22 protein-coding genes are annotated in these 24,784 nt (G+C 69.1%); 10 read left to right on the forward strand and 12 right to left on the reverse strand.

What is annotated here, in order from left to right; all coding sequences use genetic code 11:
- Positions 1-108 precede the first annotated feature (108 nt).
- The gene (gene hppD, locus V3328_RS06635) at positions 109-1,227 is read right to left on the reverse strand and encodes a 4-hydroxyphenylpyruvate dioxygenase (RefSeq protein ID WP_340328825.1); all 1,119 of its coding nucleotides are present in this window, start codon (positions 1,225-1,227) and stop codon (positions 109-111) included.
- 130 nt (positions 1,228-1,357) lie between these two features.
- On the opposite strand from hppD, the gene V3328_RS06640 reads away from it, so the two are divergent.
- Positions 1,358-1,825, forward strand: coding sequence for an Lrp/AsnC family transcriptional regulator (locus tag V3328_RS06640; protein WP_340328826.1), 468 nt, complete (start codon positions 1,358-1,360; stop codon positions 1,823-1,825).
- Between the two features lie 659 nt (positions 1,826-2,484).
- Positions 2,485-3,222: a hypothetical protein gene (locus V3328_RS06645; RefSeq protein WP_340328827.1), complete on the forward strand. Its 738-nt coding sequence runs from the start codon at positions 2,485-2,487 to the stop codon at positions 3,220-3,222.
- 10 nt (positions 3,223-3,232) lie between these two features.
- Here V3328_RS06645 and otnI read toward each other — a convergent pair whose 3' ends face one another.
- The 3 genes from otnI to V3328_RS06660 form a co-directional block, all read right to left on the reverse strand.
- Positions 3,233-4,021: a 2-oxo-tetronate isomerase gene (otnI, locus tag V3328_RS06650; protein ID WP_340328828.1), complete on the reverse strand. Its 789-nt coding sequence runs from the start codon at positions 4,019-4,021 to the stop codon at positions 3,233-3,235.
- A gap of 74 nt (positions 4,022-4,095) precedes the next feature.
- Positions 4,096-5,319: an APC family permease gene (locus V3328_RS06655; protein WP_340328829.1), complete on the reverse strand. Its 1,224-nt coding sequence runs from the start codon at positions 5,317-5,319 to the stop codon at positions 4,096-4,098.
- A gap of 192 nt (positions 5,320-5,511) precedes the next feature.
- Entirely contained in the window at positions 5,512-5,772 is a 261-nt protein-coding gene (locus tag V3328_RS06660) for a hypothetical protein (RefSeq protein WP_340328830.1), read from the reverse strand.
- Positions 5,773-5,969: 197 nt separating this feature from the next.
- Here V3328_RS06660 and V3328_RS06665 point away from each other — a divergent pair, with 197 nt between their 5' ends.
- The 4 genes from V3328_RS06665 (at position 5,970) to V3328_RS06680 (ending at position 9,587) form a co-directional block, all read left to right on the forward strand.
- Entirely contained in the window at positions 5,970-6,965 is a 996-nt protein-coding gene (locus tag V3328_RS06665; protein ID WP_340328898.1) for a zinc-dependent alcohol dehydrogenase family protein, read from the forward strand.
- Between the two features lie 96 nt (positions 6,966-7,061).
- Positions 7,062-7,847 carry an enoyl-CoA hydratase/isomerase family protein gene (locus V3328_RS06670; RefSeq protein WP_340328831.1) on the forward strand — a complete coding sequence of 262 codons (786 nt, stop codon included), beginning with the start codon at positions 7,062-7,064 and terminating at the stop codon, positions 7,845-7,847.
- Position 7,848: 1 nt separating this feature from the next.
- Entirely contained in the window at positions 7,849-9,081 is a 1,233-nt protein-coding gene (locus tag V3328_RS06675) for a CaiB/BaiF CoA transferase family protein (protein ID WP_340328832.1), read from the forward strand.
- 47 nt (positions 9,082-9,128) lie between these two features.
- A complete protein-coding gene (locus V3328_RS06680) occupies positions 9,129-9,587 on the forward strand; it encodes a GNAT family N-acetyltransferase (RefSeq protein ID WP_340328833.1) in 459 nt (152 codons plus the stop codon).
- 359 nt (positions 9,588-9,946) lie between these two features.
- On the opposite strand, the gene V3328_RS06685 is transcribed toward V3328_RS06680, so the two are convergent.
- On the reverse strand, positions 9,947-10,267 hold the full coding sequence (locus tag V3328_RS06685; RefSeq protein WP_340328834.1) for an MliC family protein: 321 nt from the start codon (positions 10,265-10,267) through the stop codon (positions 9,947-9,949).
- A 4-nt stretch (positions 10,268-10,271) separates the two neighbouring features.
- Positions 10,272-11,894, reverse strand: coding sequence for a bifunctional aminoglycoside phosphotransferase/ATP-binding protein (locus tag V3328_RS06690; protein WP_340328835.1), 1,623 nt, complete (start codon positions 11,892-11,894; stop codon positions 10,272-10,274).
- A gap of 175 nt (positions 11,895-12,069) precedes the next feature.
- Between V3328_RS06690 and V3328_RS06695 the strand changes: the two genes are divergently transcribed.
- Together V3328_RS06695 and V3328_RS06700 are read left to right on the forward strand one after the other, a co-directional pair.
- Positions 12,070-12,459 carry a hypothetical protein gene (locus V3328_RS06695; protein ID WP_340328836.1) on the forward strand — a complete coding sequence of 130 codons (390 nt, stop codon included), beginning with the start codon at positions 12,070-12,072 and terminating at the stop codon, positions 12,457-12,459.
- A 159-nt stretch (positions 12,460-12,618) separates the two neighbouring features.
- Positions 12,619-14,304, forward strand: coding sequence for a thiamine pyrophosphate-binding protein (locus tag V3328_RS06700; RefSeq protein WP_340328837.1), 1,686 nt, complete (start codon positions 12,619-12,621; stop codon positions 14,302-14,304).
- A gap of 45 nt (positions 14,305-14,349) precedes the next feature.
- Here V3328_RS06700 and V3328_RS06705 read toward each other — a convergent pair whose 3' ends face one another.
- The 6 genes from V3328_RS06705 to V3328_RS06730 form a co-directional block, all read right to left on the reverse strand.
- Positions 14,350-15,606 carry a mechanosensitive ion channel family protein gene (locus tag V3328_RS06705; RefSeq protein WP_340328899.1) on the reverse strand — a complete coding sequence of 419 codons (1,257 nt, stop codon included), beginning with the start codon at positions 15,604-15,606 and terminating at the stop codon, positions 14,350-14,352.
- A 229-nt stretch (positions 15,607-15,835) separates the two neighbouring features.
- On the reverse strand, positions 15,836-16,579 hold the full coding sequence (locus tag V3328_RS06710) for a sulfite exporter TauE/SafE family protein (RefSeq protein ID WP_340328838.1): 744 nt from the start codon (positions 16,577-16,579) through the stop codon (positions 15,836-15,838).
- A 199-nt stretch (positions 16,580-16,778) separates the two neighbouring features.
- Complete coding sequence (locus V3328_RS06715; RefSeq protein ID WP_340328839.1) at positions 16,779-19,478, reverse strand: bifunctional acetate--CoA ligase family protein/GNAT family N-acetyltransferase; 2,700 nt, start codon at positions 19,476-19,478, stop codon at positions 16,779-16,781.
- Positions 19,479-19,628: 150 nt separating this feature from the next.
- Positions 19,629-20,474, reverse strand: coding sequence for a universal stress protein (locus V3328_RS06720; RefSeq protein WP_340328840.1), 846 nt, complete (start codon positions 20,472-20,474; stop codon positions 19,629-19,631).
- A 101-nt stretch (positions 20,475-20,575) separates the two neighbouring features.
- A complete protein-coding gene (locus V3328_RS06725) occupies positions 20,576-21,028 on the reverse strand; it encodes a host attachment protein (RefSeq protein WP_340328841.1) in 453 nt (150 codons plus the stop codon).
- Positions 21,029-21,096: 68 nt separating this feature from the next.
- On the reverse strand, positions 21,097-22,029 hold the full coding sequence (locus V3328_RS06730) for a choline sulfate utilization transcriptional regulator (RefSeq protein WP_340328842.1): 933 nt from the start codon (positions 22,027-22,029) through the stop codon (positions 21,097-21,099).
- Positions 22,030-22,196: 167 nt separating this feature from the next.
- Here V3328_RS06730 and V3328_RS06735 point away from each other — a divergent pair, with 167 nt between their 5' ends.
- Positions 22,197-23,138, forward strand: coding sequence for a choline ABC transporter substrate-binding protein (locus tag V3328_RS06735; protein WP_340328843.1), 942 nt, complete (start codon positions 22,197-22,199; stop codon positions 23,136-23,138).
- 96 nt (positions 23,139-23,234) lie between these two features.
- Positions 23,235-24,749 (forward strand): choline-sulfatase, encoded by a 1,515-nt coding sequence (betC, locus tag V3328_RS06740; RefSeq protein WP_340328844.1) that lies wholly within the window; start codon positions 23,235-23,237, stop codon positions 24,747-24,749.
- Positions 24,750-24,784 lie beyond the last annotated feature (35 nt).

Below are 24,784 nucleotides of genomic sequence, written 5' to 3' on the forward strand. Positions count from 1 at the left end.
CGAATATGTTTCAAAACCGTGTCCGCAACGGGCCGACTTGGTTTCAGCCACGCCCTGCGCCCGGCAATGCGCGACGACCGGCCCGCTCGTGCATTGCCTGCCGGACGATCACTCCGCCGCGTCGGCCTTGAGCACGCCGCGGCGGATCTGGTCCTCCTCGATCGATTCGAACAGCGCGCGGAAGTTGCCCTCGCCGAAGCCGTCGTCGCCCTTGCGCTGGATGAACTCGAAGAAGATCGGGCCGATCACGGTCTTGGAGAAGATCTGCAGAAGGATCTTCGTCTCGCGGCCGTCGACGACGCCTTCGCCGTCGATCAGGATGCCGTGCTTCCTGAGCCTGTCGATCGGCTCCTGGTGGCCGGCGACCCGCTCGTGGCTTTTCTCGTAATAGGTTTCCGGCGGGCCGGGCATGAAGGTCACGCCATTGTCGGCGAGCCTGTCGGTCGCCGAATAGATGTCCTCGGTGGCGATCGCGATGTGCTGGATGCCTTCGCCCTTGTAGTCCTTCAGGTATTCCTCGATCTGCGAGTTCTCGTCGGCCGACTCGTTGATCGGGATGCGGATCTTGCCGCAGGGGCTGGTCAGGGCGCGCGAGAACAGGCCCGTCAGCCGGCCCTCGATGTCGAAGAAGCGGATCTGGCGGAAGTTGAACAGGTCGGCATAGAAGTCGAACCAGGTGTCCATGTTGCCGCGGCGCACGTTGTGGGTCAGGTGGTCGAGATAGTAGAAGCCGACGCCCTCCGGCTTCGGATCCGCCTCGCCGAGCCAGTCGAACTCGTCGGCATAGGGCGAGCCCTTGTCGCCGTAGCGGTCGACGAAATAGATCAGGCTGTCGCCGATGCCGCGGATCGCCGGAACGGACAGGGTCTTCTCGCCGTCCTCGCCCTCGTAGGGGGTGGCGCCGAGCTCGACCGCGCGCCTGAACGTATGGTCGGCGTCGACCACGCGCCAGCACATCGAGGGGGCGCAGGGGCCGTGATGCCTGACGAAACCGGCGGCGAACGAGCCAGCGTCGGCATTGACGACGTAGTTGATGTCGCCCTGCCGGTAGACCCAGATGTCGCGCGACCTGTGCTTCGCCACCGGCGTGAAGCCCATGCGCGCGAACAGGTCCTTCAGCACCGCGGCATCGGGATGGGCGAACTCGACGAACTCGAAGCCGTCGGTGCCCATCGGATTGGTGTCGTCGATTTTGGCCGGCGGGGCGTCGTGCGGAAACGGTCCCATCAGATCCTCCTGCGGATGTGTTCGATATTGGGATCATTGTCGCGCACGAAACATGCGACGTGTTTGCGAAGCGGCCCCGAATTCGGCATGATGTGCACGGTTTGTGCATGATATCCGGAACAGGCGCACGATGACGGCACTGGACGCGGTGGACCTGCGGATTCTCGACGCGCTGCAGGAGGCCGGCGACCTGACCAACCAGCAGCTCGCCGACCGCGTCCACCTGTCGGCCTCGCAGGTCTCGCGCCGCCGCGCCCGGCTGGAGGCCGACGGCATCATCCGCCGCTACCGGGCCGAGCTCGACGCCGGGCGGCTGGGGCTCGCCACCATCGTCTTCATCCACGTGACGCTGGCGCGCCACAACGCCGCCAACGCCCGGCGCTTCCGCGACCTCGCCCGGCGGCTGCCGGAGATCCAGGAGGCCTATGCGCTGACCGGCGAGGCGGACTACCTGCTCAAGGTGGTGGTCGGCTCGCTGCCGGACCTGTCGGCCTTCGTCAACGACGTCCTGCTGCCGCACGAAAGCATCAGCCAAGTGCGCTCCGAGGTGGTGCTGGAGACCCTGAGCGAGCGCAGGTCGCTGCCGATCGGGGGGTGAGGAGCGGTCCGCGTCAGCGGACGAAACGCATGGCGTTTCGAGCGACGAACGCCCGAGGCCAGAAGCCGAGGGCTGGGGCGAGCGGTCCGCGTCAGCGGACGAAACGCATCGCGTTTGGAGCGACGAAGGCCCGAGGCCAGAAGCCGAGGGCCGGGAAAGCGGTCCGTGCCGGCCGTCGTCCGTGTGGCGGGGCGGGACGACGGTGCGTCTCGACGAGTTGCGGATGCGCGGGTCGCAGGCTGCCCCAGCCCTCGGCTTTGCGCCTCGGGCGTTCGCCCCTGCGAAAGCGTTGCTTTCGCTGCCGCTGCGCGGCACCGGGGCTCACCCCCCTCTCCAACTCTCCCCCACAAGGGGGGAGAGGGTCCCCTGGGGCATCCGCCCGTCGTGAGTCGATGCTTCGATGCCTGCTGCACGACAGGAGTATTTGGGACCTGCAATGACTGGCGGCTTGCGCCTCTCTCCCCCCTTGTGGGGGAGAGTTGGAGAGGGGGGTAAGGCACGGTCCGCGTCAGCGGCGAAACGCGTGAGCGTTTCGAGTGCCTTACGCGAGAGGCTCGAAGCCGAGGGCCGCAGCGGACGGTCCGGCACGCCGTGTCCGGACGGCGGCGTTCACAATCCGGCGCTGCCGTCTATGATCGGCCGGACCGGACCGAATCGCCATGCTGATCCTCACCCTCCTCGCCGCGCTCGCCTTCATCGCCGTTCACCTGTTCATCGGGCGGCTGCGGTTTCTCGAAGGCACGCCGCGGCATGCGTTGCTGTCGGTCGCCGGCGGCGTCGCAGTCGCCTATATCTTCCTGCACGTGCTGCCGGAACTGGCCGCCCACCAGAAGACGTTCGCCAGGGCGCTGGAACTGAGCGACGAGGCCGCCGAGGCCTGGGTGTACCTGGTGTCGCTGTCGGGCCTGCTGGTGTTCTTCGGGCTGGAGCGGGCGGCGAAGACCTCGCGCGGCCGGCGGCTGGCCGCGACCGGCGAGAGCCGGCTGGAGCGCGAGGTGAAGTGGCTGCACCTCGGCTCGTTCTTCTTCTTCAACTTCCTGATCGGATACCTGCTGCTGCACCGCGAGCAGACCGGGCTGTGGTCGCTGGCGTTCTATGCCTCGGCCATGCTGCTGCACCTGGCGACCAGCGACTTTGGCCAGCGCCAGGAGCATGCCGACGACTACGACGCCGAGACCCGCTGGGTGCTGGCGGCCGGGATCGCGGCGGGCTGGCTCGTCGGCGCGCTCGACCGGGAGGTGCCGCCGATCGTCATCGGCTTCCTGTTCGCCTTCCTCGCCGGCGGCGTCGTGCTCAACACGCTGAAGGAGGAACTGCCCGAGGACCGCGACAGCCGCTTCCTGCCGCTCGCCGCCGGGGCGGCCCTTTATTCGGCGCTGCTGATCCTGATCGGGTAGGGCCGGACGCTCAGTGCGTGCGGGTCATGTAGGGCTCGAACCACGCCAGGCTGTCCGTTGTGGCCGCCGGCGGCCGGTATTCGCAGCCGATCCAGCCGTCGTAGCCGAGCGTCTCCAGTTCGGCGAACACGAAGGGATAGTTGATCTCGCCCGTGCCCGGGTCGGCGCGGTCCGGCGGGTTGGCGATCTGGACGTGCCGGGCGATGTCGAGATAGTCGCGAATGGCGTGGATCAGGTCGCCGCGCGTCACCTGGCGGTGATAGAGGTCGAGCTGCAGGCGCAGATTGTCGACCGCCACGCTCTCGATGATCCGCCGCGCCTCGCCGAGATCCGACAGGAAATAGCCCGGGTTGTCGCGCAAGTTGATCGGCTCGATCAGGATGGTGACGCCGTGCGCGCTTGCTTCCGCCGCCGCCCGGCGGAGGTTGCCGATGTAGGTATCCCTGACCCGTTCCGGGTCGTCGGAGGGCGTCGGCACGCCGGCCATGCAGTGCAGCAGCGAACAGCCGAGCGCGTCCGCATAGGCGAGCGCCTGGGAGACGGAGGCCTCGAAGTCGGCCTCCCGGCCCGGCATCGCGGCGAGCCCCCGCTCGCCGGCGGAAAAGTCGCCGGGATACAGGTTGAAGAGCACCTGCTTCAGGTCGTAGGCGGCAAGCTGCGCGGCCAGGTCGCCGGCGTCGAAATCGTACGGGAACAGGAACTCCACGCCGTTGAAGCCGGCCTGTCGCGCAGCGGCGAAGCGTTCCATGAACGGCAGCTCCGTGAACATCATCGACAGGTTGGCGGCAAAGCGCAGCATCGTTTCCTCCCAGGGTCGCGGTCTGTTTTGCGGTGATAGGCGACCAACACGCAGGCCGCGTCAAGGCCGCGGCGTCAAAGCACCACACTCGCGACCAGCAGCGCGGCGGACAGGATCGCGCCGAGAACGGGCGCGATCAGCGGAACGGAGATGGGCGGCGGCGGGCCGCCGGCGCGCTTGAGGCGGACAAGCGCGAGGTTGACCATGACGAAGATCGCCATGATCAGCTGCGAGCTGATCGCGGCGAGGTCCCCGATGTGCAGGCTCAGCGTCAGCGCGAACACCCCGGCCAGCACGACCAGCGTCGCGTTCGCCGGTGTGCCGCGCCGTTCGCCGACGCGGCCGAGCCAGGCCGGCAGGCGACCGCGCCGGGCCAGCCCGTAGAGGACGCGCGGCGCCATGATGAACTGCACGAGGATGCCGTTCAGCGTCGCGGCGATGGCAATCAGGGTCACGACGGTGTCGGCGCCGGGCAACCGCTTTCCAGCGACGAGGGCCAGCGGCGCCGACGATGCGGCGAGGTCCTCCACGGGCACCGCCAGCACGCAGACGGTGGCAACCACAAGATAGAGCAGCACGGCCGTCACGAAGACCAGTGCGATGGCGCGGGGCATGGTGCGTTCGGGCGCCTTCACCTCCTCGGCAACGTTGACCATGTCCTCGAAGCCGATGAACGCGAAGAACGCGATGACGCTGCCGGAGACGATCGCCGACCACGCCTGCCAGGACGGCGGCGGCACGATGTCGCCGACGCGCATCAGGATGGCGGGTTCGTCGAACAGGGCGGCGCCCGCAACCAGCAGCAGGCCGCCGACCTCCAGCACCGTCAGCGCAGCCGCCAGCACGGCGGACTCCAGAATGCCCCACAGCGCGATGGCGCCGAGGCCGGCGACGATGGCCAGCGCCAGAAGCCAGACGGGTGCCGCCATCAAAGAGTGAAGGTAGCCTGCGGCGCCGAGCGCGATCGTCGCCGCCGCCAGGGTGCCCACGACCACCAGTGCGAGCCCGACCGCGACGGTCAGGGCCGGCGACCCGAAGCCCTGATCCACATAGGCAGCCTCGCCGGCGGCTTCCGGAAGCCGGCTTGCAAGCTCCATGTAGGACAACGAGGTGACGCCGACGATTGCCGCCGCAATCACGAAGGAGAAGGGCGCGAAGATGCCGGCGATGCCGGCAATGGCCCCGATCAGCACGTAGATCCCCGCCCCGACGACGACGCCGAGGCCGTACAGCGTCAGCAGCCAGAACCCGAGCGTGCGTCTGAGTTGCGGCCGTGTCGTGTCCGGGAGGGGTGTCACGCTGGCGGTATCCGGATGCGGCGCCGCGCTATCCGGGTGAGGGCCGGGTCGGCTCGTTCGGCAGCGCTCGGCGCGGCTCGACCATCGCGGCCGGGGCCGCGCGATTTAGCCGGGGCAACTGAGCCGGGGCGACCGAGTCGTGCGGACCGGCTCTTCTACCGATCCGCAGGCTCGGCGAACGTCGCCCCGGGGCTACTGCTGCAGGATCTGCAGCGCCTCCTGCAGCGGCGAGGTGCAATCGCCCCCGGCGCGGGTGCCTTCGGCCATGCCCTGGTCGCGGAGCTGGTAGACCTGCTCCTTTTCCTGGTCCGTCAGCTCGGCGGTCTTCAGGAGTTCGTTGATCTGGCCGATCATCGTGTCGCAATCCTCGGTCTGCGCGCTTGCGGGCACGACGGCGCCCATGGTCAGTCCGAGAAACGCGGTGGCGACGAGCGCGGAACGAATGTCAATCATTGGGGGGCTTCCTCGGTTGGTTGGCACATCCTCGACCATAACGGGCGGATGTGACGGTTAGACAGCTTGTCTAATCCGACTAATCGATGCTTTTTCGATGCACCGGTCAAGCTCCGTAGGTCCGCAGAGTAAACGTCTCTCGGCCGCCACGTGTTTCACCTCGCCTGCCGGGGAGTGATGTGACGATGAGCGACACGATGCGTGCAATGGTCCTCGAGGCCCCCGGCACACGGCTCGTCCTGCGCGAACGGCCGGTGCCCGATCCCGGGCCGGGCCAGGTGCTCGTCAGGGTGCGGGCCTGCGGCGTCTGCCGGACCGACTTGCACGTCGTCGACGGCGAGCTGCCGGATATTCCCTACCCGATCGTGCCGGGCCACGAGATCGTCGGCGAGATCGCCGCGCTGGGTGAGCGTGTCGGCGGCCTGCGCGTCGGCGACCGGGTCGGCGTGCCCTGGCTCGGCTACACCTGCGGGACATGCCGGTACTGCACGAGCGGCCAGGAGAATCTGTGCGACCAGGCGCGCTTCACCGGCTACCAGATCGACGGCGGCTACGCGGAATATACGGTCGCCGATGCGCGCTACTGCTTCCCGCTGCCGGACGCCTTCGACGACCTCCACGCCGCGCCGCTGCTGTGCGCCGGCCTGATCGGCCACCGCGCCCACCGGATGGCGGGCAATGCGAAGGTGATCGGCATCTACGGCTTCGGGGCGGCCGCCCACATCATGGCGCAGGTCGCCCGCCACCTCGGCCAGCGGGTCTTCGCGTTCAGCCGTCCGGGCGACACGGCGGCGCAGGACTTCGCGCGGGCGCTCGGCGCGGAATGGGCCGGCGGCTCGGACGAGCCGCCGCCGGAGGCGCTGGACGCCGCGGTGCTGTTTGCCCCGGTCGGCTCGCTGGTGCCGACGGCGCTGCGGGCGGTGCGCAAGGGCGGCACGGTGGTCTGCGCCGGCATCCACATGAGCGCCATCCCGTCGTTTCCCTATGACATCCTGTGGGGCGAGCGGGTGGTCCGCTCGGTCGCCAACCTGACCCGGGCCGACGGCGACGAATTCCTCGAACTCGCAGCCCGGGCGGGCATCGAGACGACGGTCGAGGCGGTGCCGCTTCAGGAGGCGAACGAGGCGCTGGACCGGCTGCGCGAGGGACGGCTGACCGGCGCGGCGGTGCTGGTGCCATGGCGAAGCGGGTAAAACCGCTTTGCCGCATCGGGCGGGGTGCGCTGCGGGAAGCTCTGGTATACGGTCGGCAGCCTTGCGGATCTCAACAGTCAGGTCGGGTAGCTTCACGTGACGGATACGGACGAACTTCTCTACGAACAGCGCGGCAGCGCGGGATGGGTGACGCTGAACCGGCCGCAGGCGCGCAACGCGCTGACCTTCGAGATGTACGAGGGGCTGGCCAGGATCTGCGGCAGCATTCCCGACGACGGGTCGATCAGGTCGATCGTCATCACCGGCGCCGGCGAGAAGGCCTTCGCGGCCGGCACCGACATGCGCCAGTTCCGCGACTTCTCCAGCGCCCAGGACGCGATCGACTACGAGCAGCGGATGAGCCGGGTCTTGCAGACCATCGAGGCCTGCCCGGTGCCGACGATCGCGGCGATTTCCGGCGCGTGCACCGGCGGCGGCGCGGGGATCGCCGCGACCTGCGACATCCGCATCGCCACGGCCGACCTGAAGTTCGGATTTCCGATCGCCCGCACGCTCGGCAACACACTGTCGATCGACAACCTGTCGCGCATGGCAAGCCTGATTGGCGCCGGCCGGGTCAAGGAGGCGATCTTCACGGCGAAGCTGCTCGGCGCCGAGGACGCGCTGGCGATCGGGCTGATCTCCGAGATCGTGCCGGACCATGCGGCCCTGGTCGAGCGCGCCGGCGAGCTGACCGAACTGATGGCGAGCCACGCGCCGATCACGCTGCGCACCATCAAGGAGGGGCTGCGCCGGCTGCGGGTTCACGGCGCCGGGGCCGACGGCCGCGACCTGATCGTCGAGGCCTACACCAGCGAGGACTTCCGCGAGGGCATGGAAGCCTTCCTCGGCAAGCGCAAGCCCGAGTGGAAGGGACGCTAGAGTGAGCACGACAGGCCCGCTGGCCGGCGTTCGCGTCGTCGAGCTGTCCCACATCATGGCCGGGCCGACCTGCGGCATGATGCTGGCGGACATGGGCGCCGACGTGATCAAGGTCGAGCGCCCGGGCGGCGACGACACGCGGCGCTTCGCGCCGCCCGACGTCAACGGCGTCAGCGCCGCCTTCATGATGATGAACCGCAACAAGCGCGGCGTCGCCTTCGACCTGAAGCAGCCCGACGCCGCGGAGGCGCTGCGCCGGATCGCCAGGTCCTGCGACGTGCTGATCGAGAACTACCGGCTCGGCACGATGGAGAAGCTCGGCATCGGCTACGAGACGCTGAAGGCGGAAAATCCCGGACTGATCTACTGCTCGCTGTCGGGCTTCGGGCGCACCGGTCCCTATTCTACGCGCGGCGGCTTCGACCTGATCGCCCAGGGCATGTCCGGCATCATGTCGATCACCGGCGAGGGCCCGGGCCGCCCGCCCGTCAAGGTCGGCGCGCCAGTCACCGACATCACGGCGGGCATCATCGGCGCGATGGGGGTGCTGGCGGCCTACGTCCATCGGCTGAAGACCGGCGAGGGGCAGATCGTCGATTCCTCGCTGCTGGAGGCGGGCATCACGCAGACCTACTGGCAGTCGGCGATCGCGTTTGCGACCGGGATCAGCCCGGGGCCGATGGGCTCGGCGCATCCGCTGAGCGCGCCCTACCAGGCCTTCGAGACCGCCGACGGCTGGATCAACATCGGCGCGGCGAACCAGGCCAACTGGCAGCGGCTGCTCAGGATCCTCGATGCCGCCGAACTGGGCGAGGACCCGCGCTTCTCAGAGAATTCGGCGCGGATGGCCAACCTGCCCGAGCTGGAAAAGGTACTGACGCCGTATTTCCGGAAGCGCTCCAGCGCCGAGTGGCTGGCGATGTTCGAGGAGGCCGGGCTGCCCGGCGGGCCGGTGCTCACGGTCGGCCAGATGCATGCCGACCCGCACGTGCAGGCGCGGCAGATGGTCGTCGACCTCGAGCATCCGCAGGCCGGGCCGACGAAGGCGCTCGGCCTACCCGTGAAGTTCTCCGACACGCCGGGCAGCATCCGCCGCCCGGCGCCGCTGCACGGCGAGCACACCCGCGAGATCCTGGCCGAGGTCGGCTATTCCGACGCGGAGATCGAGCGGATGGTCGGCGACGGCGCGGCGATCGTTCCGGAGACGTCGGACCTGGAGCCGGGGAAGACCTGAGCGGCGCGACCGCGCCGGCACCACAACGAGAATTCGGGAGGATATCCGTGACCGCCAATCCGTCGATCCGCGTCGTGCCGCTCGCGCCCGAGCACCGGGCGGCGTGGGAAGAGCTTTTTGCGGGCTATGCGGCCTTCTACAAGGTCGAACAGACGCCGCAGATGCGCGAGACGGTGTGGGGCTGGCACTTCGACCCCGACCACGAGTCCGAGGCGCTGGTGGCCCTCGACGCCGACGGAAGGCCGATAGGGCTCGCCCACTTCCAGAAGTTCTCCCGGCCGCTCGGCGCCAACGTCGCCGGCTTCCTGAACGACCTGTTCGTGGAGCCGGACAGCCGCGGCTCCGGCGCCGCCGAGGCGCTGATCGAGGCGGTCTGCGAGATCGGGCGCGAACGCGGCTGGGCGGCGATCCGCTGGCTGACGGCGGAGGACAACTACCGTGGCCGGTCGTTCTATGACCGGCTGGCCCGCAAGACGCCGTTCATCGCCTACCAGATCGACCTTTAGGCAGCAGGGCAGGGCGGCGTCGACGCGGCGGCTGCGCCGGGTCGATTCGCTGGATCCCCGCTTCGCGGGGGATGGGCGGGCTGGGCGTGGCGCGGGAGCGGAGCACGCGCAGGCTTTGCCGTGCCGCCGCTGGGTCCCGGCGCGGAGGCCGGGACGCAAGTTGCGTTTGAGGCACGGCATCTGCCAATACCTCAGCCTATGCCCCGGGCTTGACCCGGGACCCAGCGCCGCGGCTGCCGCACCTGCCGCCGATCCGTCGGGACGGGCGCTGGCGCGCCGGGTCGTTTCGCTGGCGCTTTCGCGGGGATGAGCGGAACGTGATGGATCGAAGGTGCAACTAGAGGGCAGAACGCTCTGCGTCACTCTGCCTGCTTGCAGTCGATCGGCGCCATCCGGCCGACTTCCCACATCGCCTCCTCGCCCTTGCCGCGCAGGCCGTACTTGCCGTTGGTGTAGTAGTAGCCCGAACCCGACATCGCGATCGGCAGGGTCTGCGGTTCCTCTCCCTCGATCGTCACCACCGCGACCGCGGGGTCCTTGTCGTTGTCGAAGACGACGTCGAGGGTCTGGCCGTTGTCGCAGTCGAACACGGCGTTGATGGCCTCCGCCCGTGCGGTGCCGGCCAGGCCGACGGCGAGGGCAAGGGTCGCGAGTGCTGGGACAAGTGTCGAGGCGCGCATGTGGTCATCTCCCATTCGTGCGGGGGCCATTTGTGGCCCGGTTGTGTGGCGGCAGGATGTCGGCCATCGCGGCGCGGACGCGGGCGACGACGCGATCCCTGTCGCCGCCGGCGTCGACCTCAATCCAGTCGATCCGGCCGGTGTCGTAGCCGAGCTGCCGGCGGACCACCGAGGCGTTCGCGTCCGAGGCGTCGCCGCTGCGTGCATCGACCCGGGCGACCAGTTCGTCTTCCGGCGCCCGCAGCCAGATGCCGGTGAAGGGCACGGCGCAGGCGGTGGCGACGCCGCGTGCGGCATTGCGTTCCTCGGGCCTGGCGTGGACCCCGTCGAGAATGGCACTGTGGCCCGTGGCGAGGATCGCGGCCGCCTGGGTCTCCATCTCCGCGTATACCTCCAGGCCTGCCTCCGGCGTATAGGCGTCGGGAGGCAGCCTCTCGGTTTCGCGGGCGCCGAACATCACCTTGCGGACGACGTCTGACCGCACGACGATGGCGCCCGGTGCCGCGCCGATGTCGGCGGCGAGCGCCATCGCGACCGTCGTCTTGCCGGTGCCGGACAGACCTCCGACGGCGACCAGGCGGGGAGCCCGAGGCGCCAGGAAGGCGCGGGCGGCGGCGAACTTGCCGCGGGCCTCGCCGACCGCCGCCTCCCGGGCGTCGCCGCCCAGATGCGTCGCGCGCGCGGCGCCGACCTTGGCGCGGATCGCCGCGCGCATCGACAGGAACAGCGGCAGCAGCGCCAGGCCCGGAATGTCGTTGCGATCGCGGCGGCTGACGAGCCAGCGGTTGAGGACGCGGTTGGCCTCGGACCGCAGCCCGCGCTCCCAGAGGTCCATCAGCAGGAAGGCGAGGTCGTAGAACACGTCGATGGTCGCCAGCGCCTCGTCGAATTCCAGAGCGTCGAAGATCACCGGCGCCCCGTCGATCAGCGCCACGTTGCCCAGATGCAGGTCGCCGTGGCAGCGGCGGATCGCCCCGTCGCGGGCGCGCCTGTCGATCAGCGGCCGAAGTCGCTGCAGGGCCGCCCGGGTCTGCTCCGTCAGTTCCTCCACCTCGTCGGCGGGGAACAGGCCGGGACTGGCGGCGAGCTCCTCGCAGCTTTCGAGCGCGACGCGACCGATCTCGCCTGCCGGGTCGTCGATGGCGGCGACGGGGGCCTTCTCGTGCAGATCGGCGATCCGGGCGGCGAGTTCGTCCAGCAGGTCCTGCGTGAGCGCCCCCTCGCCTGCGAGCCGGTCGAAGGTCGCCGTTTCGTCGAAGCGGCGCATGTGCACGGCCCACTCGACCACCGGTCCGCGACCGCTGAAGGACAGCCGCCCCTCGGGCGACCGGACGATCGGCACGGCGCCGAGATAGAGTTCCGGCGCCGTCAGCCGGTTGAGCTCGACCTCTCGTTCGCAGGCGCGCCGGCGCTTATCCGGGGTCGAGAAGTCGAGAAAGGGAAAGCGGACCGCCCGCTTGATCTTGTAGACGTCGTCGCCGGCCAGGAAGACGATCGCGGCATGGGTGTCGATGCGCCCGACTTCCGCCACCCGGCCGCCGTAGGTTGCCGGATCCGACAGGAAGGCCTCGACATCCGCCTGGACGTCTGATTGGCGGGTGTGGCGGTCGTCGCCGTTGGTGCTCATCGAGGATCCGTCCGCTGTCGTGAATCACGCCGATACCGGTCTTGAGGAATATCAACGCGCGGTGTCAACTTGTCGGGCAGTGGAAGACCGACGATATGTTGCACCGATCCGATCCAGCCCGGCGCCCGCGACCCTAAGACGGCCGGCCCCGGAAAACGCCAAGGAGCCATCATCCATGTCTGACGAAACGGTGCATCTGAAGCACATCCGGCTGATCCTGGGACGCAGCGCCGAGTTTCCCGCCGGCAGCGTCAATCACGGCTACGAGTTCGACGCGCCCCTGGACAAGGACGGCCATATCGACGCGCAGGCCTGGCAGAAGGTGCGCGAGCGGTGCCAGGTGCGCCGGTTCTGGGCGGGCGAGCCGGACCAGGTCGGCAAGCTGGTCCACAAGCCGGGCGGCGCCGAGCATGCCCGCTGGGTGTTTGACTACGACGAGTCCACCGACGAGGACGACGAGGCCGGCTACCGGTTCGCCAGCCACGCCTTCAATGTCGGCGAATACGTGTCGATCCGCGACGAGGACGGAGAGATGCACACGTTTCAGGTCGTTTCCGTGCAGTAGCGACCGGCTCGGGCGGTCGCCGGGCCGCCGGCGGCGCGCCACGCGGCATGTCGTCGCGCAGGTTGCGGACGGTCTGATTTTCGCCGTTGAAACTTCGCTCTTGCGCTGGCCATGCGGGCGGCGGCGGCTATGATGCCGGCGCCGTACAAGGAGTGCCGCATGGAAGCCACCAACACACCCGCCCGCACCGGCGGCCGAATTCTCGTCGACGCGCTGGTCGCCCAGGGCGTGGACCACGTCTTCTGCGTCCCGGGAGAAAGCTACCTCGCCGCGCTGGACGCCTTTCACGATGCCGCGGTCGAGATCACCGTGTGCCGCCAGGAGGGCGGCGCGGCGATGATGGCCGACGCCTACGGCAAGCTGACCGGCCGGCCGGGCATCTGCTTCGTGACGCGCGGCCCCGGCGCCACCAACGCCTCGCCCGGCATCCATATCGCCTCCCAGGATTCGACCCCGATGATCGTGCTGGTCGGGCAGGTCGGCCGCGACATGCGCGACCGCGAGGCGTTCCAGGAGCTCGACTATTCGGGAGTGTTCGGCACCATCGCCAAGTGGGCGACCGAGATCGACGATCCGGCCCGCATTCCCGAGTACATCCACCGTGCCTTCATGACCGCGATGAACGGCCGCCCCGGTCCCGTCGTGCTGGCGCTGCCGGAGGACATGCTGACGCAGGAGGCCGTCGCCTTCGACGCGCCCTATGCGGAGGCCGTGCCGACGGCGCCGCCGGCGGACTCCATGGCGCGCCTGTCGGCGATGCTGGCCGGGGCGAAGCGGCCGGTGATGGTGCTCGGCGGCAGCCGCTGGAGCGAGCAGGGCGTCGCCGACATCCGCCGCTTCGCGGAGGCCTTCGACCTGCCGGTCGGCTGCCAGTTCCGCCGCCAGTCGCTGTTCGACTCGACGCATCCCAACTACGCGGGCGACGTCGGCATCGGGCCCAATCCGGAGCTGGCGAAGCGGCTGAAGGAGACCGACCTGTTCCTGCTGGTCGGCGGTCGAATGAGCGAGATGCCGTCGTCGGGCTACACGCTGCTCGACATCCCGACGCCGAAGCAGCCGCTGGTCCACGTCCATCCCTCGGCGGAGGAACTGGGCCGGGTCTACGCGCCGACCCTGGCGATCCACGCCGACCCGACGTCGTTCGCGGCCGCCGCGGCTGCCCTTGCGCCGCCTGCCGCGATCGCCTGGAGCGCCGAGACGCGCGCGGCGAACGAGGCCTATCACGGCTGGAGCGACGTGGCGCCGACGATGCCCGGCGCGGTCGACTATTCGGCCGTCATCGCCTGGCTGCGCGACTGGCTCCCGGAGGACGCGATCGTCTGCAACGGCGCGGGCAACTATTCGATCTGGCTGCACCGGTTCCTGCGCTACCGCCGCTTCGGCACCCAGCTCGCGCCGACTTCGGGCTCGATGGGCTACGGGATTCCCGCAGCGGTCGGCGCCAAGCGGATCCATCCCGACCGCACCGTCGTCGCCTTCGCCGGCGACGGCTGCTTCCTGATGAACGGCCAGGAGTTCGCCACCGCCGCCCAGTACGGACTGCCGATCGTCGTCGTGGTCGTCGACAACGGCATGTACGGCACCATCCGCATGCACCAGGAGCGCGAGTATCCCGGCCGCGTCACCGCAACGCGGCTGGAGAACCCGGATTTCGCCGCGCTGGCGCGCGCCTACGGCGGCCACGGCGAAACGGTGGAGTCGACCGCCGACTTCGCGCCCGCCTTCGAGCGGGCGGCGGCATCGGGCAAGCCGGCGATCGTGCACGTGAAGGTCGATCCCGAGGCGATCACGCCGACGACGACCCTGACGAAGCTGCGCGAAATGGCGCTGGCAAAGGCGCGCTGAGCGGCCCCGCGGCGGCGGCGAGCCGGCAACCCGCCGCGCACCGGGTCAGTCGCCGTCGGGCCTGCCCCGCGAGCGCGGAGCAGGTTTCTTTCGTGCCTCCCGGATCTCGACCGGCACCGGGCCGTCGACCAGCAGCTGGCGGTGCGGGAAGGGGATGTCGATGCCGTTCGCCTTGAAGGCATCCCACAGCGCCAGCATCACCGCACCGCGGATGTTGGTCAGGCCCTTTTCGGGATCGGCGATCCAGAACCGCAGCAGGAAATCGAGCGAAGACTCGCCGAACGCCGTGAGGTGACAGACAGGGGCAGGCTCGCCTGCCACCCGGTCGACGGCGGCGCAGGCCTCCACCGTGATCCGCCTGACCTGGTGCGGGTCGCTGGCGTAGCTGACCCCGAACGGCACGTCGAGGCGGATCAGCCTGTCGGTGAACGACCAGTTGACCACCTGGCCGGTGATGAAGTCGTCGTTGGGGATCAGGTACTCGCGGCCGTCGCGCGTGACGACGGACACGTAGCGGCCCTTCAGGAGCCGGATCCAGCCGAAGGTCTCGCCCAGCGAGATGACGTCGCCGGGTTTGATCGACTTGTCCATCAGGATGATGATGCCGCTGACGAAGTTCGAAACGACCTTCTGCAGCCCGAAGCCGATGCCGACGCCGACGGCGCCGGAGAAGACCGTCAGCGCCGTCAGGTCGATGCCGATCGAGGTGAGCACGGCCAACAGCGCGATCGTCACCAGCGCGATGCGCACCAGCTTCGACAGCAGCACCTGCAGCGACGGGGTCAGGTCCTCGTTGGTGCGGATCCAGCGTTCGGCGCTGCCGCTGGCGATCCGGGCGATCCACAGGAACAGGCCGAGCAGCAGCGCCGCCTTGATGAGCGTCAGCAGGGTGAGGCGCAGGGCGCCGATCGAGATGCCGATGCTGCCGAGGGTGGCCGTGGTCTCGTCGTACAGTCCGAGAATGACGATCGTCGCAAGGAAGATGCCGAACGCCGTGGCGATCCGCGCCAGGAACCGGTTGCGGATCGTCCGCCCGACGATCACGATCACGATCCAGGATGTCGCCAGCGTCGCCGCGATGCCGATCAGGTAGCTGCGGCTCGGCCAGGTGAGCGCGCGCATCACCAGGAATTCGGCCCACAGCAGGATCGGGAAGAAAATCCAGGTCAGGCGCCGCATCAGGATGGCGAGGAAGCGGACGAGGTCGCGTCGGTCGCGGATCTGCCGGACCCGCGCCTCGATCCTCGGCTCGAATATGCGCTCGCCCAGATAAGCGGCGCCGAGCGCCAGCGCGATGAGCACGAGCTGCAACAGCGTCGACGGCCGGGCGATCAGGACGGCGACGTAGTTGATCCAGTCGAAAGCGGTTTCGACGGTCAGTTCGACCGGGTCCAGGAGTTCCTCCGGTTCAAGACGCCACGGGACATGATCGCGCCGGTGCGCGCGCCAGGCAATGCCGTTAACGGACGCGCGGGCCTGCCGGTTCCGGAGAGGGGCGGCTGGCGCCGCGGCGGCGAGCCCGGACCGGGCCTCAATAGAAGCTGCGGGCGGCGAGGTTGAGGCCCAGCACCAGCATGCCGATGAAGAACAGCTTGCGGAAGGTCGCGGCGTCGACGCGGGCGCGGATCCGCCGCCCGATCACCATGCCCACGACGGCCGGCAGGACGGCGAACGCGGAGAGGCCGGCGACGGCGAGCACGAAGACGCCGTTGAACAGCAGGACGGCGGTGAGGATCACGGTCCCGACGGTGAACGACAGACCCATCGCCTGCACGAATTCGTCCCGGTCGAGTTCCAGCGCCTGCAGATAGGGGATCGCCGGCATCACGAACACGCCGGTCGCCCCCAGCACCGCGCCGGTCGCCACGCCGATGACCGGCGACAGCCAGGTTTCGGCGCGCCTTGGGACATGAAAGCGCACCGCCGACAGGCCGAACACCGCATAGGCCGCCAGCGCCAGGCCGAGCGCGGTGGCGGCGGTGCCGGACTGTTCGTTGGTCAGGATGCCCGCCGTGGTGAAGGCGCCGGCGACCGATCCCAGATAGAGCGACCAGAACCGGCGCAGGCAGCTGAGGAAGTAGGGGCCGTGCAGCATCTGCCAGGTATTGGTCGCGTAAGAGGGGATCACCATCAGCGCGGCGGCCTGCGCCGGCGGCATGACCAGGCTCAGCAGCCCGATCGACACCGTCGGCAGGCCGAGGCCGATGATCCCCTTGACGGTTCCCGCGAGCAGGTAGGCGAGGGCGACGAAGACGAGCAGGGAGGTGTCGGGCATGGCGGGTGCGCCTGGCGGGGATGAGATCTGCGAAAAGACGGCGCCTCAGCGCCTCGAGGCGATCGACAAGACGACGGGCCGGAACGTCGGTGAGTGAAGCTCCAGACCAGGCATTGCGGCGACGCCCCCTTCGGTGATCGCCGCAACGTTCGCCGAACCGGTCCCGCCAATCAAGCGACATCCGCTCGGGGCTGCCGCCTCACCGCAGCGACAGCGTCACCGTCACGACGGCGGGGTCGCCTTCGGACTGGACCTCCGCGAAACCCAGCTGGCGGCACATCTGCAGCATCATCGGGTTGCCGCGCAGGACCTCGCCGTGGATCTGCCTGAGGCCGTCGGCGCGGGCGTACTCGATGATCAGTTCCATCAGCGCCCAGCCGATGCCGCGCCCCTTCAGGTCGGAGCGGACCATGATCGCGTACTCGGCCTTCTCGTGGTCGGGATCCGAATGGATGCGGACGACGCCGAGCAGTTCGCCGGTCTGCGGTTCGAGAGCGACGAAGGCCATGGCCCGGGCGTAGTCGATCTGGGTCAGCCGCGCGAGAAAGCGGTGCGACAGGTCGGGCTTCGGGGTGAAGAAGCGCAGGCGCAGGTCCTGCGGCTCGACCCTGGCGAAGAAGTCGTCGTAGAGCGCCTCGTCCTCGGGCCGCACCGGACGCACGAAGATCGGGTCGCCGCCCTTCGTTACCAGCGTACGCTCCCACTCCGCCGGATACGGGCGTATCGCAAACCGCGGATTGACGCCGTGGGTATCCTTTTCGGGCTCGGCCGCGACGCGGACCCGCGCGTCGACGGAAACGATGCCCTTGTCGTCGGCCAGCAGCGGATTGATGTCGAGTTCGCGGACCTCGGGCACGTCGGCGGCCATCTGGGCGATCTTGACGAGGGCGAGCGCGACCGCGCCCCGGTCCGCCTCCGGCTCCGAGCGGAACGCCTGGAGCAGCCGGTTGATGCGGGTGCGGCGCATCAGCTGATCGGCCAGATGCAGGTCGAGCGGCGGCAGCATCAGCGCCTTGTCGCGGATCACCTCGACGGCCGTTCCGCCCTGGCCGAACAGGACGACGGGACCGAATATCTGGTCGTCGATCAGGCCGATGATCAGTTCGCGGGCGCCGGGCCTGTGGATCATCGGCTCGACGGTAACGCCCTCGATCCGCGCGTCGGGACGGGCCTTGCGGGCCGAGGCGATGATCTCGCGGGCCGCCTGTTCGGCCGCTTCCGGGGACGTCAGGTCGAGGCGCACGCCGCCGACGTCGGTCTTGTGCTGGATGTCGGGCGAGAAGATCTTGATCGCGCAGGCGCCGTGCTCGGCAATGACGCGCTCGGCGACCTGGCGGGCCTCTTCCGGTCCGGCGACCGGTTCGGCGGTCGCGATCGGTATCTGATAGGCGCTCATCAGCCGCGCCACTTCCGGCGCCTTCAGCCACTCGCGCCCGGCGGCCAGTGCCTCGGCGACCACCTGCCTGGCGGCGTCGACATCGGGGGTGAAATCCTCCGGCAGGCTGGGCGGCGTCCGCATCAAGGCGTTCTGCGCCTCCGAGTAGCGGACGAGATGGGTAATGCCGCGGACCGCGGCGGTGAGGGAGGAGAAGACCGGGACGCCGGCAGGGTCGAAGGTCTCGCGGACGAGTTCGGCCTGCGCGCCGCCGAGCCAGGCGGCGAAGACGGGCTTCTTCGGCCAGACCCTGGAGACATGCGTGCGCACGGTATCGGCGACGGCGCCTGCGGCCTCTTCGCTGGAGGAGAGCGCCGTCGGGCAGTTGAGGACGAGAAGCGCGTCGGTGGCCTCGTCGTCGAGCAGGGCTTCCAGCGCCGCCGCGTAGCGCTCCGGCGGGGCATCGCCGATGATGTCGACGGGATTGCCGTGCGACCAGGTCGGGGGCAGTGCCTCGTCGAGCCGGGCGATCGTCTCCGGCGTGAGGTCGGCAAGCGATCCGTCAAGGTCGACCAGGCGGTCGACCGCCAGCACGCCGAGGCCGCCGCCGTTGGTCAGCACCGCCAGGTCGCGGCCCCGGAACGGCTTCACGCGGCTCAGCGTCTCCACGGCGTCGAACAGTTCGTCGAGGTCGAAGACGCGCAGCAGGCCGGCCCGGCGGAAGGCGGCGTCATAGACCTCGTCCACGCCCGCCAGCGCGCCGGTATGCGAGGCGGCAGCCTTCGCGGCCTCGGCGTGGCGGCCGGACTTGATCACGACGACCGGCTTGACGCGAGCGGCCGCGCGCGCCGCCGACATGAACTTCTTGGGATGAGTGATGCCCTCCACATAGAGCAGGATGGCGCGGGTGTGGACGTCGCCTGCGAACCAGTCGAGCAGGTCGCCGAAATCGACATCGGCCATGTCGCCGAGCGACACCATCGACGAGAAGCCGATGTTCCGGTCGTTTGCCCAGTCGATGACGGTGGTGATGATGGCGCCGGACTGGGAGATCAGGGCGAGATCGCCCTTCAGAGGCGTTGCGTGGGCGAAGCTGCCGTTCAGGCCGACGGTGGGGACCAGCAGGCCGACGCAGTTCGGGCCGAACACCCGCAGCGTATGCGACCGTGCCGCATCCAGCATCTGCTGGCGCAGCGAGCCCGGGCCGGATCCGAGACCCGCGGTGATGACCACGGCCGCGCCGGTGCCGCTTGCGCCGAGTTCGGCGACGATGCCGGGAACGGTCTGCGGCGGCGTGACGACGACGGCGAGGTCCACGGGCCCGGGCAGCGAGGATGCGTCGGGATAGCAGGGCTCACCGTCGATCTCGGCGTATTTCGGGTTGATCAGGCGGATCGGGCCGGAGAAGCCTGCCGCGCGCAGGTTCTTCATTACCACATGGCTGACGGAGCCCGGTCGCGGACTGGCCCCCACCAGCGCCACCGACCTGGGCGTGAAGGCGGCCTCGAGATTCCGAATGGTCATGATACTGCCGCTACTCTCGGGTCACGGGTATGTATCGCACCGGCGAAAAGACGCGATGACGGGCCGCCGTGACCGGCCGCGACCCGGAGTGGTGTTCCCCGGGGCGCACTCTCGCGATGGCTGCGGCAGCCGGACCGACGGCGCCGGACGTCAGTGCGCCATCAGCACCGGGATCGTCATGCTCGACAGGATGTCGCTCGTCGTGCCGCCGAAGACGAACTGGCGGAAGCGGGAGTGACCGTAGCCGCCCATGACCAGAAGGTCCGCCTCGGTGTCGGCCGCGTGCGAGAGCAGCGCGTTGCCGATGTCGATGCCGGAATCGCCGATGCGCTTGACGTTGACCTCGAGGTCGTGCCGGGCGAGGTGCAGCGCCAGGTCGGCGCCGGCCTCTCCGCCGTGCGCCGACGGTGCGTCCTTGCCGACGATGACCACCGATACGTCTTCCGCGTTCTTCAGCAGCGGCAGGGCCTCGTTGGCGGCGCGGCTGGCCTCGCGGCGGCCGTCCCAGGCGACCATGACATGATGGAACCTCGGCTCCGGTATGCCGATATAGGGCACAACCAGCACCGCGCGGCCGGATTCGAACAGGGCCGCCTCGATCAGCAGCGCACGGATCGCCAGGTCGTCGTCCGGTTCCTCCTGCCCGACCACGATCATGTCGGCGGTGCGCCCGTGGACGGCGAGCGTCGGCGCGGCGGCGGCCTCGGTGCAGTTGATGACGCGCACGTCGGAGCGGACGCCGGCGCGATCGGCTGCTGCGGTGAACGCCTCCGCGGCGGTCTGGGCGCCCGAAACCGAACGCTCGCGCTGCGATTCCAGCAGCGAGCCCGGCACTTCGCCCATGATCATCGGCGGGATCGTCGGCTCCAGGGCGAAAATGATCGCGGTCAGGTGCGCGTCGTGCTCGGCCGCCAGCGCCAGGGCAAAGTCACGCCGTTTGGTGTTGGCGCCGCTTTCCTCGGCATCGATGTGAACCAGAATGTCCTTCAACCCCATGACGACCTCCATTGTGCGTCTGCTTGTCGGCCCGACCGGCTATCCGCCCGCGCCCCGTATCTGGTCAGTCCCGGCCAGTCCGGCGACCGGGCAAGGTGTTATCAGACAGCGAGCACGTCGCCGAGATGCGATTCGATCTCGGCAGGGCCGGCCTGCGTGAGATCCTTGTCTATCTCCGCCACCACCCTGGCCGCCAGCGGCTTCGACATGAGCGAACGGAGCTCGCCGAGCGCGCGCGGCGCCGCGATCAGGACGAGCCGCTCGAACTCGTCCTGCCGGGCGTGCCCGGTCAGCCAGTCGACCACGTCCCCGAGGAACCTGTGCTCCTCGTGCTTGTGGGGGTCGGTGCGCGGCTCCATGGCGTGGCGGCCCTGTCCGCCGCTGTCGAAGCTGCGGCCGGGCCGGTCCGACTGGATGTCCCGGTTCTGGCGGCGGTCGCCGATGAAGGCGCGGTCTTCCAGCTCGTGGACCCCCTTGCCGACGCCTTCGTTGACGAACACCCGGGCGCGGGCACCGTCGGCGACGACCACCCATGTCACGATCTTGCGGACCATGCGGTCTCTCCCTGGAACTTCGAGCCCCGCAACATGGCAGTGAGAGTGCCCCCGAACCTTGATCGGGGTCAACGCCCCGGCATCCCGCCGCCGGTTTCCGTTTCGGGCGCGTTCCGATCCGGCAACAGGAGCCAGTCGTGGAGCGCCCGCATCGCCGGGTTCCGCGATGTCGTCGGCACCAGCCAGTAGCCCCACCGGGGCCGCTCCAACTCGGCGGCGACCGGGACCAGCGTCCCGCGCTCGAGAAAGGCGTCCACGAGGCCGATCCAGCCGAGCGCGATGCCCTGCTCGGCGATCGCCGCCTGGATGACGAGCTCGTAGGTGTTCAGCCCGAGGTCGGCCTGTCCGGGATCCCTGGCAATGCCGTGCTCGGCGAGCCAGCTCGGCCAGGTGACCCAGCGCGGCTTCGCCTCGGTGTCCAGGTGCAGGAGCGGGGCCGCGGCGATGTCGGCGGCCTCCCGCACCGGCCCGAACCGCTGCAGGAAGCCCGGCGCGCAGATCGGCACCACCCGCTCGGGCATGAGCAGACGGGCGTCGGCGCCGAAGTCGCCCGCCTCGCCGAACATCACGGCGATGTCGGCGACGCCCTCCAGGTCGCTCTCGAGCGCCTGGGAGGCGACGATATGGACCTCGATGTCAGGGTTGAGCCGGCGGAACTCCGGCACGCGCGGCATCAGCCACAACGAGGCGAAGCCGTAATCGGTATAGAGGCGGACCGCCGGCTTGCGGACCTGCTGCCGGATCCGCCGCGCCGCCTCGTCGACGCGGGAGACGCCCGCGGCCGCCGCCTCGTGGAAGATGCGGCCTTCCTCGGTGAGCTCGATGCCACGGTGCAGGCGGCGCAGCAGCGGCGCGCCGATCTCCTCCTCCAGCCGGCGGATCTGGTAGCTGACGGAGGGCTGCGACAGGCCGAGCTCGCCGGCGGCGCGCGTCAGGTTGCCGAGTCGGCCGACGGCTTCGAAGGTGCGCAGCCAGCCGAGGTCCAGCTTCCTTTCCGTCATAGACTGTGCCTATGGCAGCGATCCAGATTCAGGGGGTGCAAATTCATCCCGATTTCGGCGTTCAATAGGACCGGATCCCGGCACCAGACCCAGAATACCGCAAAAAAAGATCTGCCGACCGGAAAACTGCGCCGCCTCGCCCGGCCGTGACCAAGGGGAACACCGATATGAAGCGCACATGCCTTACATTCGCTCTCGCCATCGCCGCCGTCTATAGCACGCCGGTGCTGGCCGCGGACGATGCCAGCTGCGAGACCATTCTCATGTCCGATCCCGGCTGGACGGACATCAATGCCACCAACGGCGTCGCCACGGTGCTGCTCGAAGCGCTCGGCTACGAGCCGGACATCAAGACGCTGTCGGTGCCGATTGGCTATCAGTCGATGAAGAACGGCGACATCGACGTCTTCCTCGGCAACTGGATGCCGGCGCAGCAGAAGTTCATGGACGACCTGAACGAGGCCAAGGCCGTCGACGTCCTGGCCAAGAACCTCACGGGCGCGAAGTTCACCCTCGCGGTGCCGTCCTACGTGGCCGAGGCGGGGGTCAAGGACTTCAAGGATCTCAATGCCAATGCCGACAAGTTCGGCAGGGAGATCTACGGCATCGAGCCCGGGGCGCCGGCCAACTCCAACATCCAGAAGATGATCGACGCCAACGATTTCGACCTCGGCGACTGGAGCGTCGTGGAATCCGGCGAGCAGGCGATGCTCGCCCAGGTGGCGCGCAACCAGGACGACGAGAAGTGGATCGTCTTCCTGGCCTGGGCACCGCACCCGATGAACAGCCGTTTCGACATCGAGTACCTGTCGGGCGGCGACGACTACTTCGGCCCGAACTACGGCGGCGCCGAAGTCTACACGCTGGCGCGTACGGGATGGGCGGAGAAATGCCCGAACGCCGCGCAGCTCTTCAGGAACCTCCAGTTCGAGGTCTCCATGGAGAACGAACTCATGGGCAAGATCCTCGACGACGGCCAGGAGCCGGACGCCGCGGCCAGGGACTGGCTGAAGGCGCATCCGCAGGTCATCGAGCCGTGGCTCGAGAACGTCACGACGCTGGACGGCCAGCCCGGCCTGCCGGCGGTCAAGGACGCGCTCGGCCTGTAGGGCCATTCCAAGGGGACGGACCGGTCGCGACGGGGTCGCGGCCGCTCTCCCCGACACGCGGACCGCGGACATTCGGCCTGAACGGGACTGCACAGAGTGACCCGCCCCAACATCCTCATCCTGATGGTCGACCAGCTCAACGGAACCCTGTTTCCGGACGGCCCGGCCGATTTCCTGCACGCGCCGAACCTCGCCGCGCTGGCGGAGCGGTCGACGCGGTTCGCCAATGCGTATACCGCGAGCCCGCTGTGCGCGCCGGGGCGGGCGTCGTTCATGTCGGGCCAGCTGCCGTCACGCACCCGCGTCTACGACAACGCGGCGGAATTCGGCTCCGACATCCCGACCTACGCGCATCACCTGCGCCGCGCCGGCTATCACACCTGCCTGTCCGGCAAGATGCATTTCGTCGGCCCCGACCAGCTGCACGGGCTGGAGGAGCGGCTGACGACGGACATCTATCCGGCAGATTTCGGCTGGACGCCCGACTACGGCCGGCCGGGCGAGCGGATCGACTGGTGGTACCACAATCTCGGCTCGGTCACCGGCGCGGGGGTCGCGGAGATCACCAACCAGCTCGAATACGACGACGAGGTCGCCTACAACGCCGTCAACAAGCTCTACGACCTGGCGCGCGGCCACGACGAGCGGCCTTGGTGCCTGACCGTCAGCTTCACCCATCCTCACGATCCCTACGTCGCGCGCCGGCGCTACTGGGATCTCTACGAGCAGTGCGGCGCCCTCGAGCCGGCCGTGCCCGCCATTCCGTTCGACGACCAGGACCCGCATTCGCAGCGGCTGATGAGGGCGAGCGACTACGCCTCCTTCGAGATCACCGCGGAGAACATCCGCCGCGCGCGGCGCGGCTACTTCGCCAACATTTCCTATGTCGACGACAAGATCGGCGAGATCCTCGACGTGCTGAAGCGCTGCCGGATGGAGGACGACACGATCGTGGTCTTCGCCTCCGACCACGGCGACATGCTCGGCGCCCGCGGGCTGTGGTTCAAGATGAGCTTCTTCGAGGGCTCCGCGCGCGTGCCGCTGATGATCGCCGCGCCCGGCATGCCGGCGAAGCGGATCGCCGACCCGGTGTCGACGCTGGACGTTGTGCCGACGCTCGCCGAACTGGCCGGCGTCGATCTCGGGCAGGTCAGTCCCTGGACCGACGGGGAGAGCGTGGTCGGCCTGGCCGGCGGGACCGCGTCGCGCGGCGTCGTGCCGATGGAATACGCCGCGGAAGGTTCCGAGGCACCGCTGGTGGCGCTGCGCGACGGTCGCTTCAAGCTGGTGCTGTGCGAACTCGATCCGCCGCAGCTGTTCGACCTCGACGCCGATCCCGACGAACTGACCAACCTTGCCGCGGACCCCGACCATGTCGAAACGGTCGCCTCGATGACCACAACGGCGCTGGAACGCTGGGACCTCGCCCGCTTCGACCGCGAGGTCCGCGCCAGCCAGGCCCGCCGGCACGTCGTTTACGAGGCGCTGCGCAACGGCGCCTACTATCCCTGGGACTACCAGCCGCTGCGCCGCGCCTCGGAGCGCTACATGCGCAATCACATGGACCTGAACGTGCTCGAGGAGTCCCAGCGCTTTCCGCGCGGCGAATAGCGGCGCGAACGGATCTCTCGCCGTTTGCCGTGGCC

The organism is Microbaculum marinum (assembly GCF_037855135.1).
In the GTDB taxonomy this organism is placed as follows: Bacteria; Pseudomonadota; Alphaproteobacteria; order Rhizobiales; family Tepidamorphaceae; genus Microbaculum; species Microbaculum marinum.

Coding starts and splice junctions, on each gene's coding strand:
- hppD (WP_340328825.1), bottom strand. CDS start 1,227: ATGGGACCGTTTCCGCACGACGCCCCGCCGGCCAAAATCGACGACACC.
- V3328_RS06640 (WP_340328826.1), top strand. CDS start 1,358: ATGACGGCACTGGACGCGGTGGACCTGCGGATTCTCGACGCGCTGCAG.
- V3328_RS06645 (WP_340328827.1), top strand. CDS start 2,485: ATGCTGATCCTCACCCTCCTCGCCGCGCTCGCCTTCATCGCCGTTCAC.
- otnI (WP_340328828.1), bottom strand. CDS start 4,021: ATGCTGCGCTTTGCCGCCAACCTGTCGATGATGTTCACGGAGCTGCCG.
- V3328_RS06660 (WP_340328830.1), bottom strand. CDS start 5,772: ATGATTGACATTCGTTCCGCGCTCGTCGCCACCGCGTTTCTCGGACTG.
- V3328_RS06665 (WP_340328898.1), top strand. CDS start 5,970: ATGCGTGCAATGGTCCTCGAGGCCCCCGGCACACGGCTCGTCCTGCGC.
- V3328_RS06685 (WP_340328834.1), bottom strand. CDS start 10,267: ATGCGCGCCTCGACACTTGTCCCAGCACTCGCGACCCTTGCCCTCGCC.
- V3328_RS06690 (WP_340328835.1), bottom strand. CDS start 11,894: ATGAGCACCAACGGCGACGACCGCCACACCCGCCAATCAGACGTCCAG.
- V3328_RS06695 (WP_340328836.1), top strand. CDS start 12,070: ATGTCTGACGAAACGGTGCATCTGAAGCACATCCGGCTGATCCTGGGA.
- V3328_RS06700 (WP_340328837.1), top strand. CDS start 12,619: ATGGAAGCCACCAACACACCCGCCCGCACCGGCGGCCGAATTCTCGTC.
- V3328_RS06710 (WP_340328838.1), bottom strand. CDS start 16,579: ATGCCCGACACCTCCCTGCTCGTCTTCGTCGCCCTCGCCTACCTGCTC.
- V3328_RS06715 (WP_340328839.1), bottom strand. CDS start 19,478: ATGACCATTCGGAATCTCGAGGCCGCCTTCACGCCCAGGTCGGTGGCG.
- V3328_RS06720 (WP_340328840.1), bottom strand. CDS start 20,474: ATGGGGTTGAAGGACATTCTGGTTCACATCGATGCCGAGGAAAGCGGC.
- V3328_RS06725 (WP_340328841.1), bottom strand. CDS start 21,028: ATGGTCCGCAAGATCGTGACATGGGTGGTCGTCGCCGACGGTGCCCGC.
- V3328_RS06730 (WP_340328842.1), bottom strand. CDS start 22,029: ATGACGGAAAGGAAGCTGGACCTCGGCTGGCTGCGCACCTTCGAAGCC.
- V3328_RS06735 (WP_340328843.1), top strand. CDS start 22,197: ATGAAGCGCACATGCCTTACATTCGCTCTCGCCATCGCCGCCGTCTAT.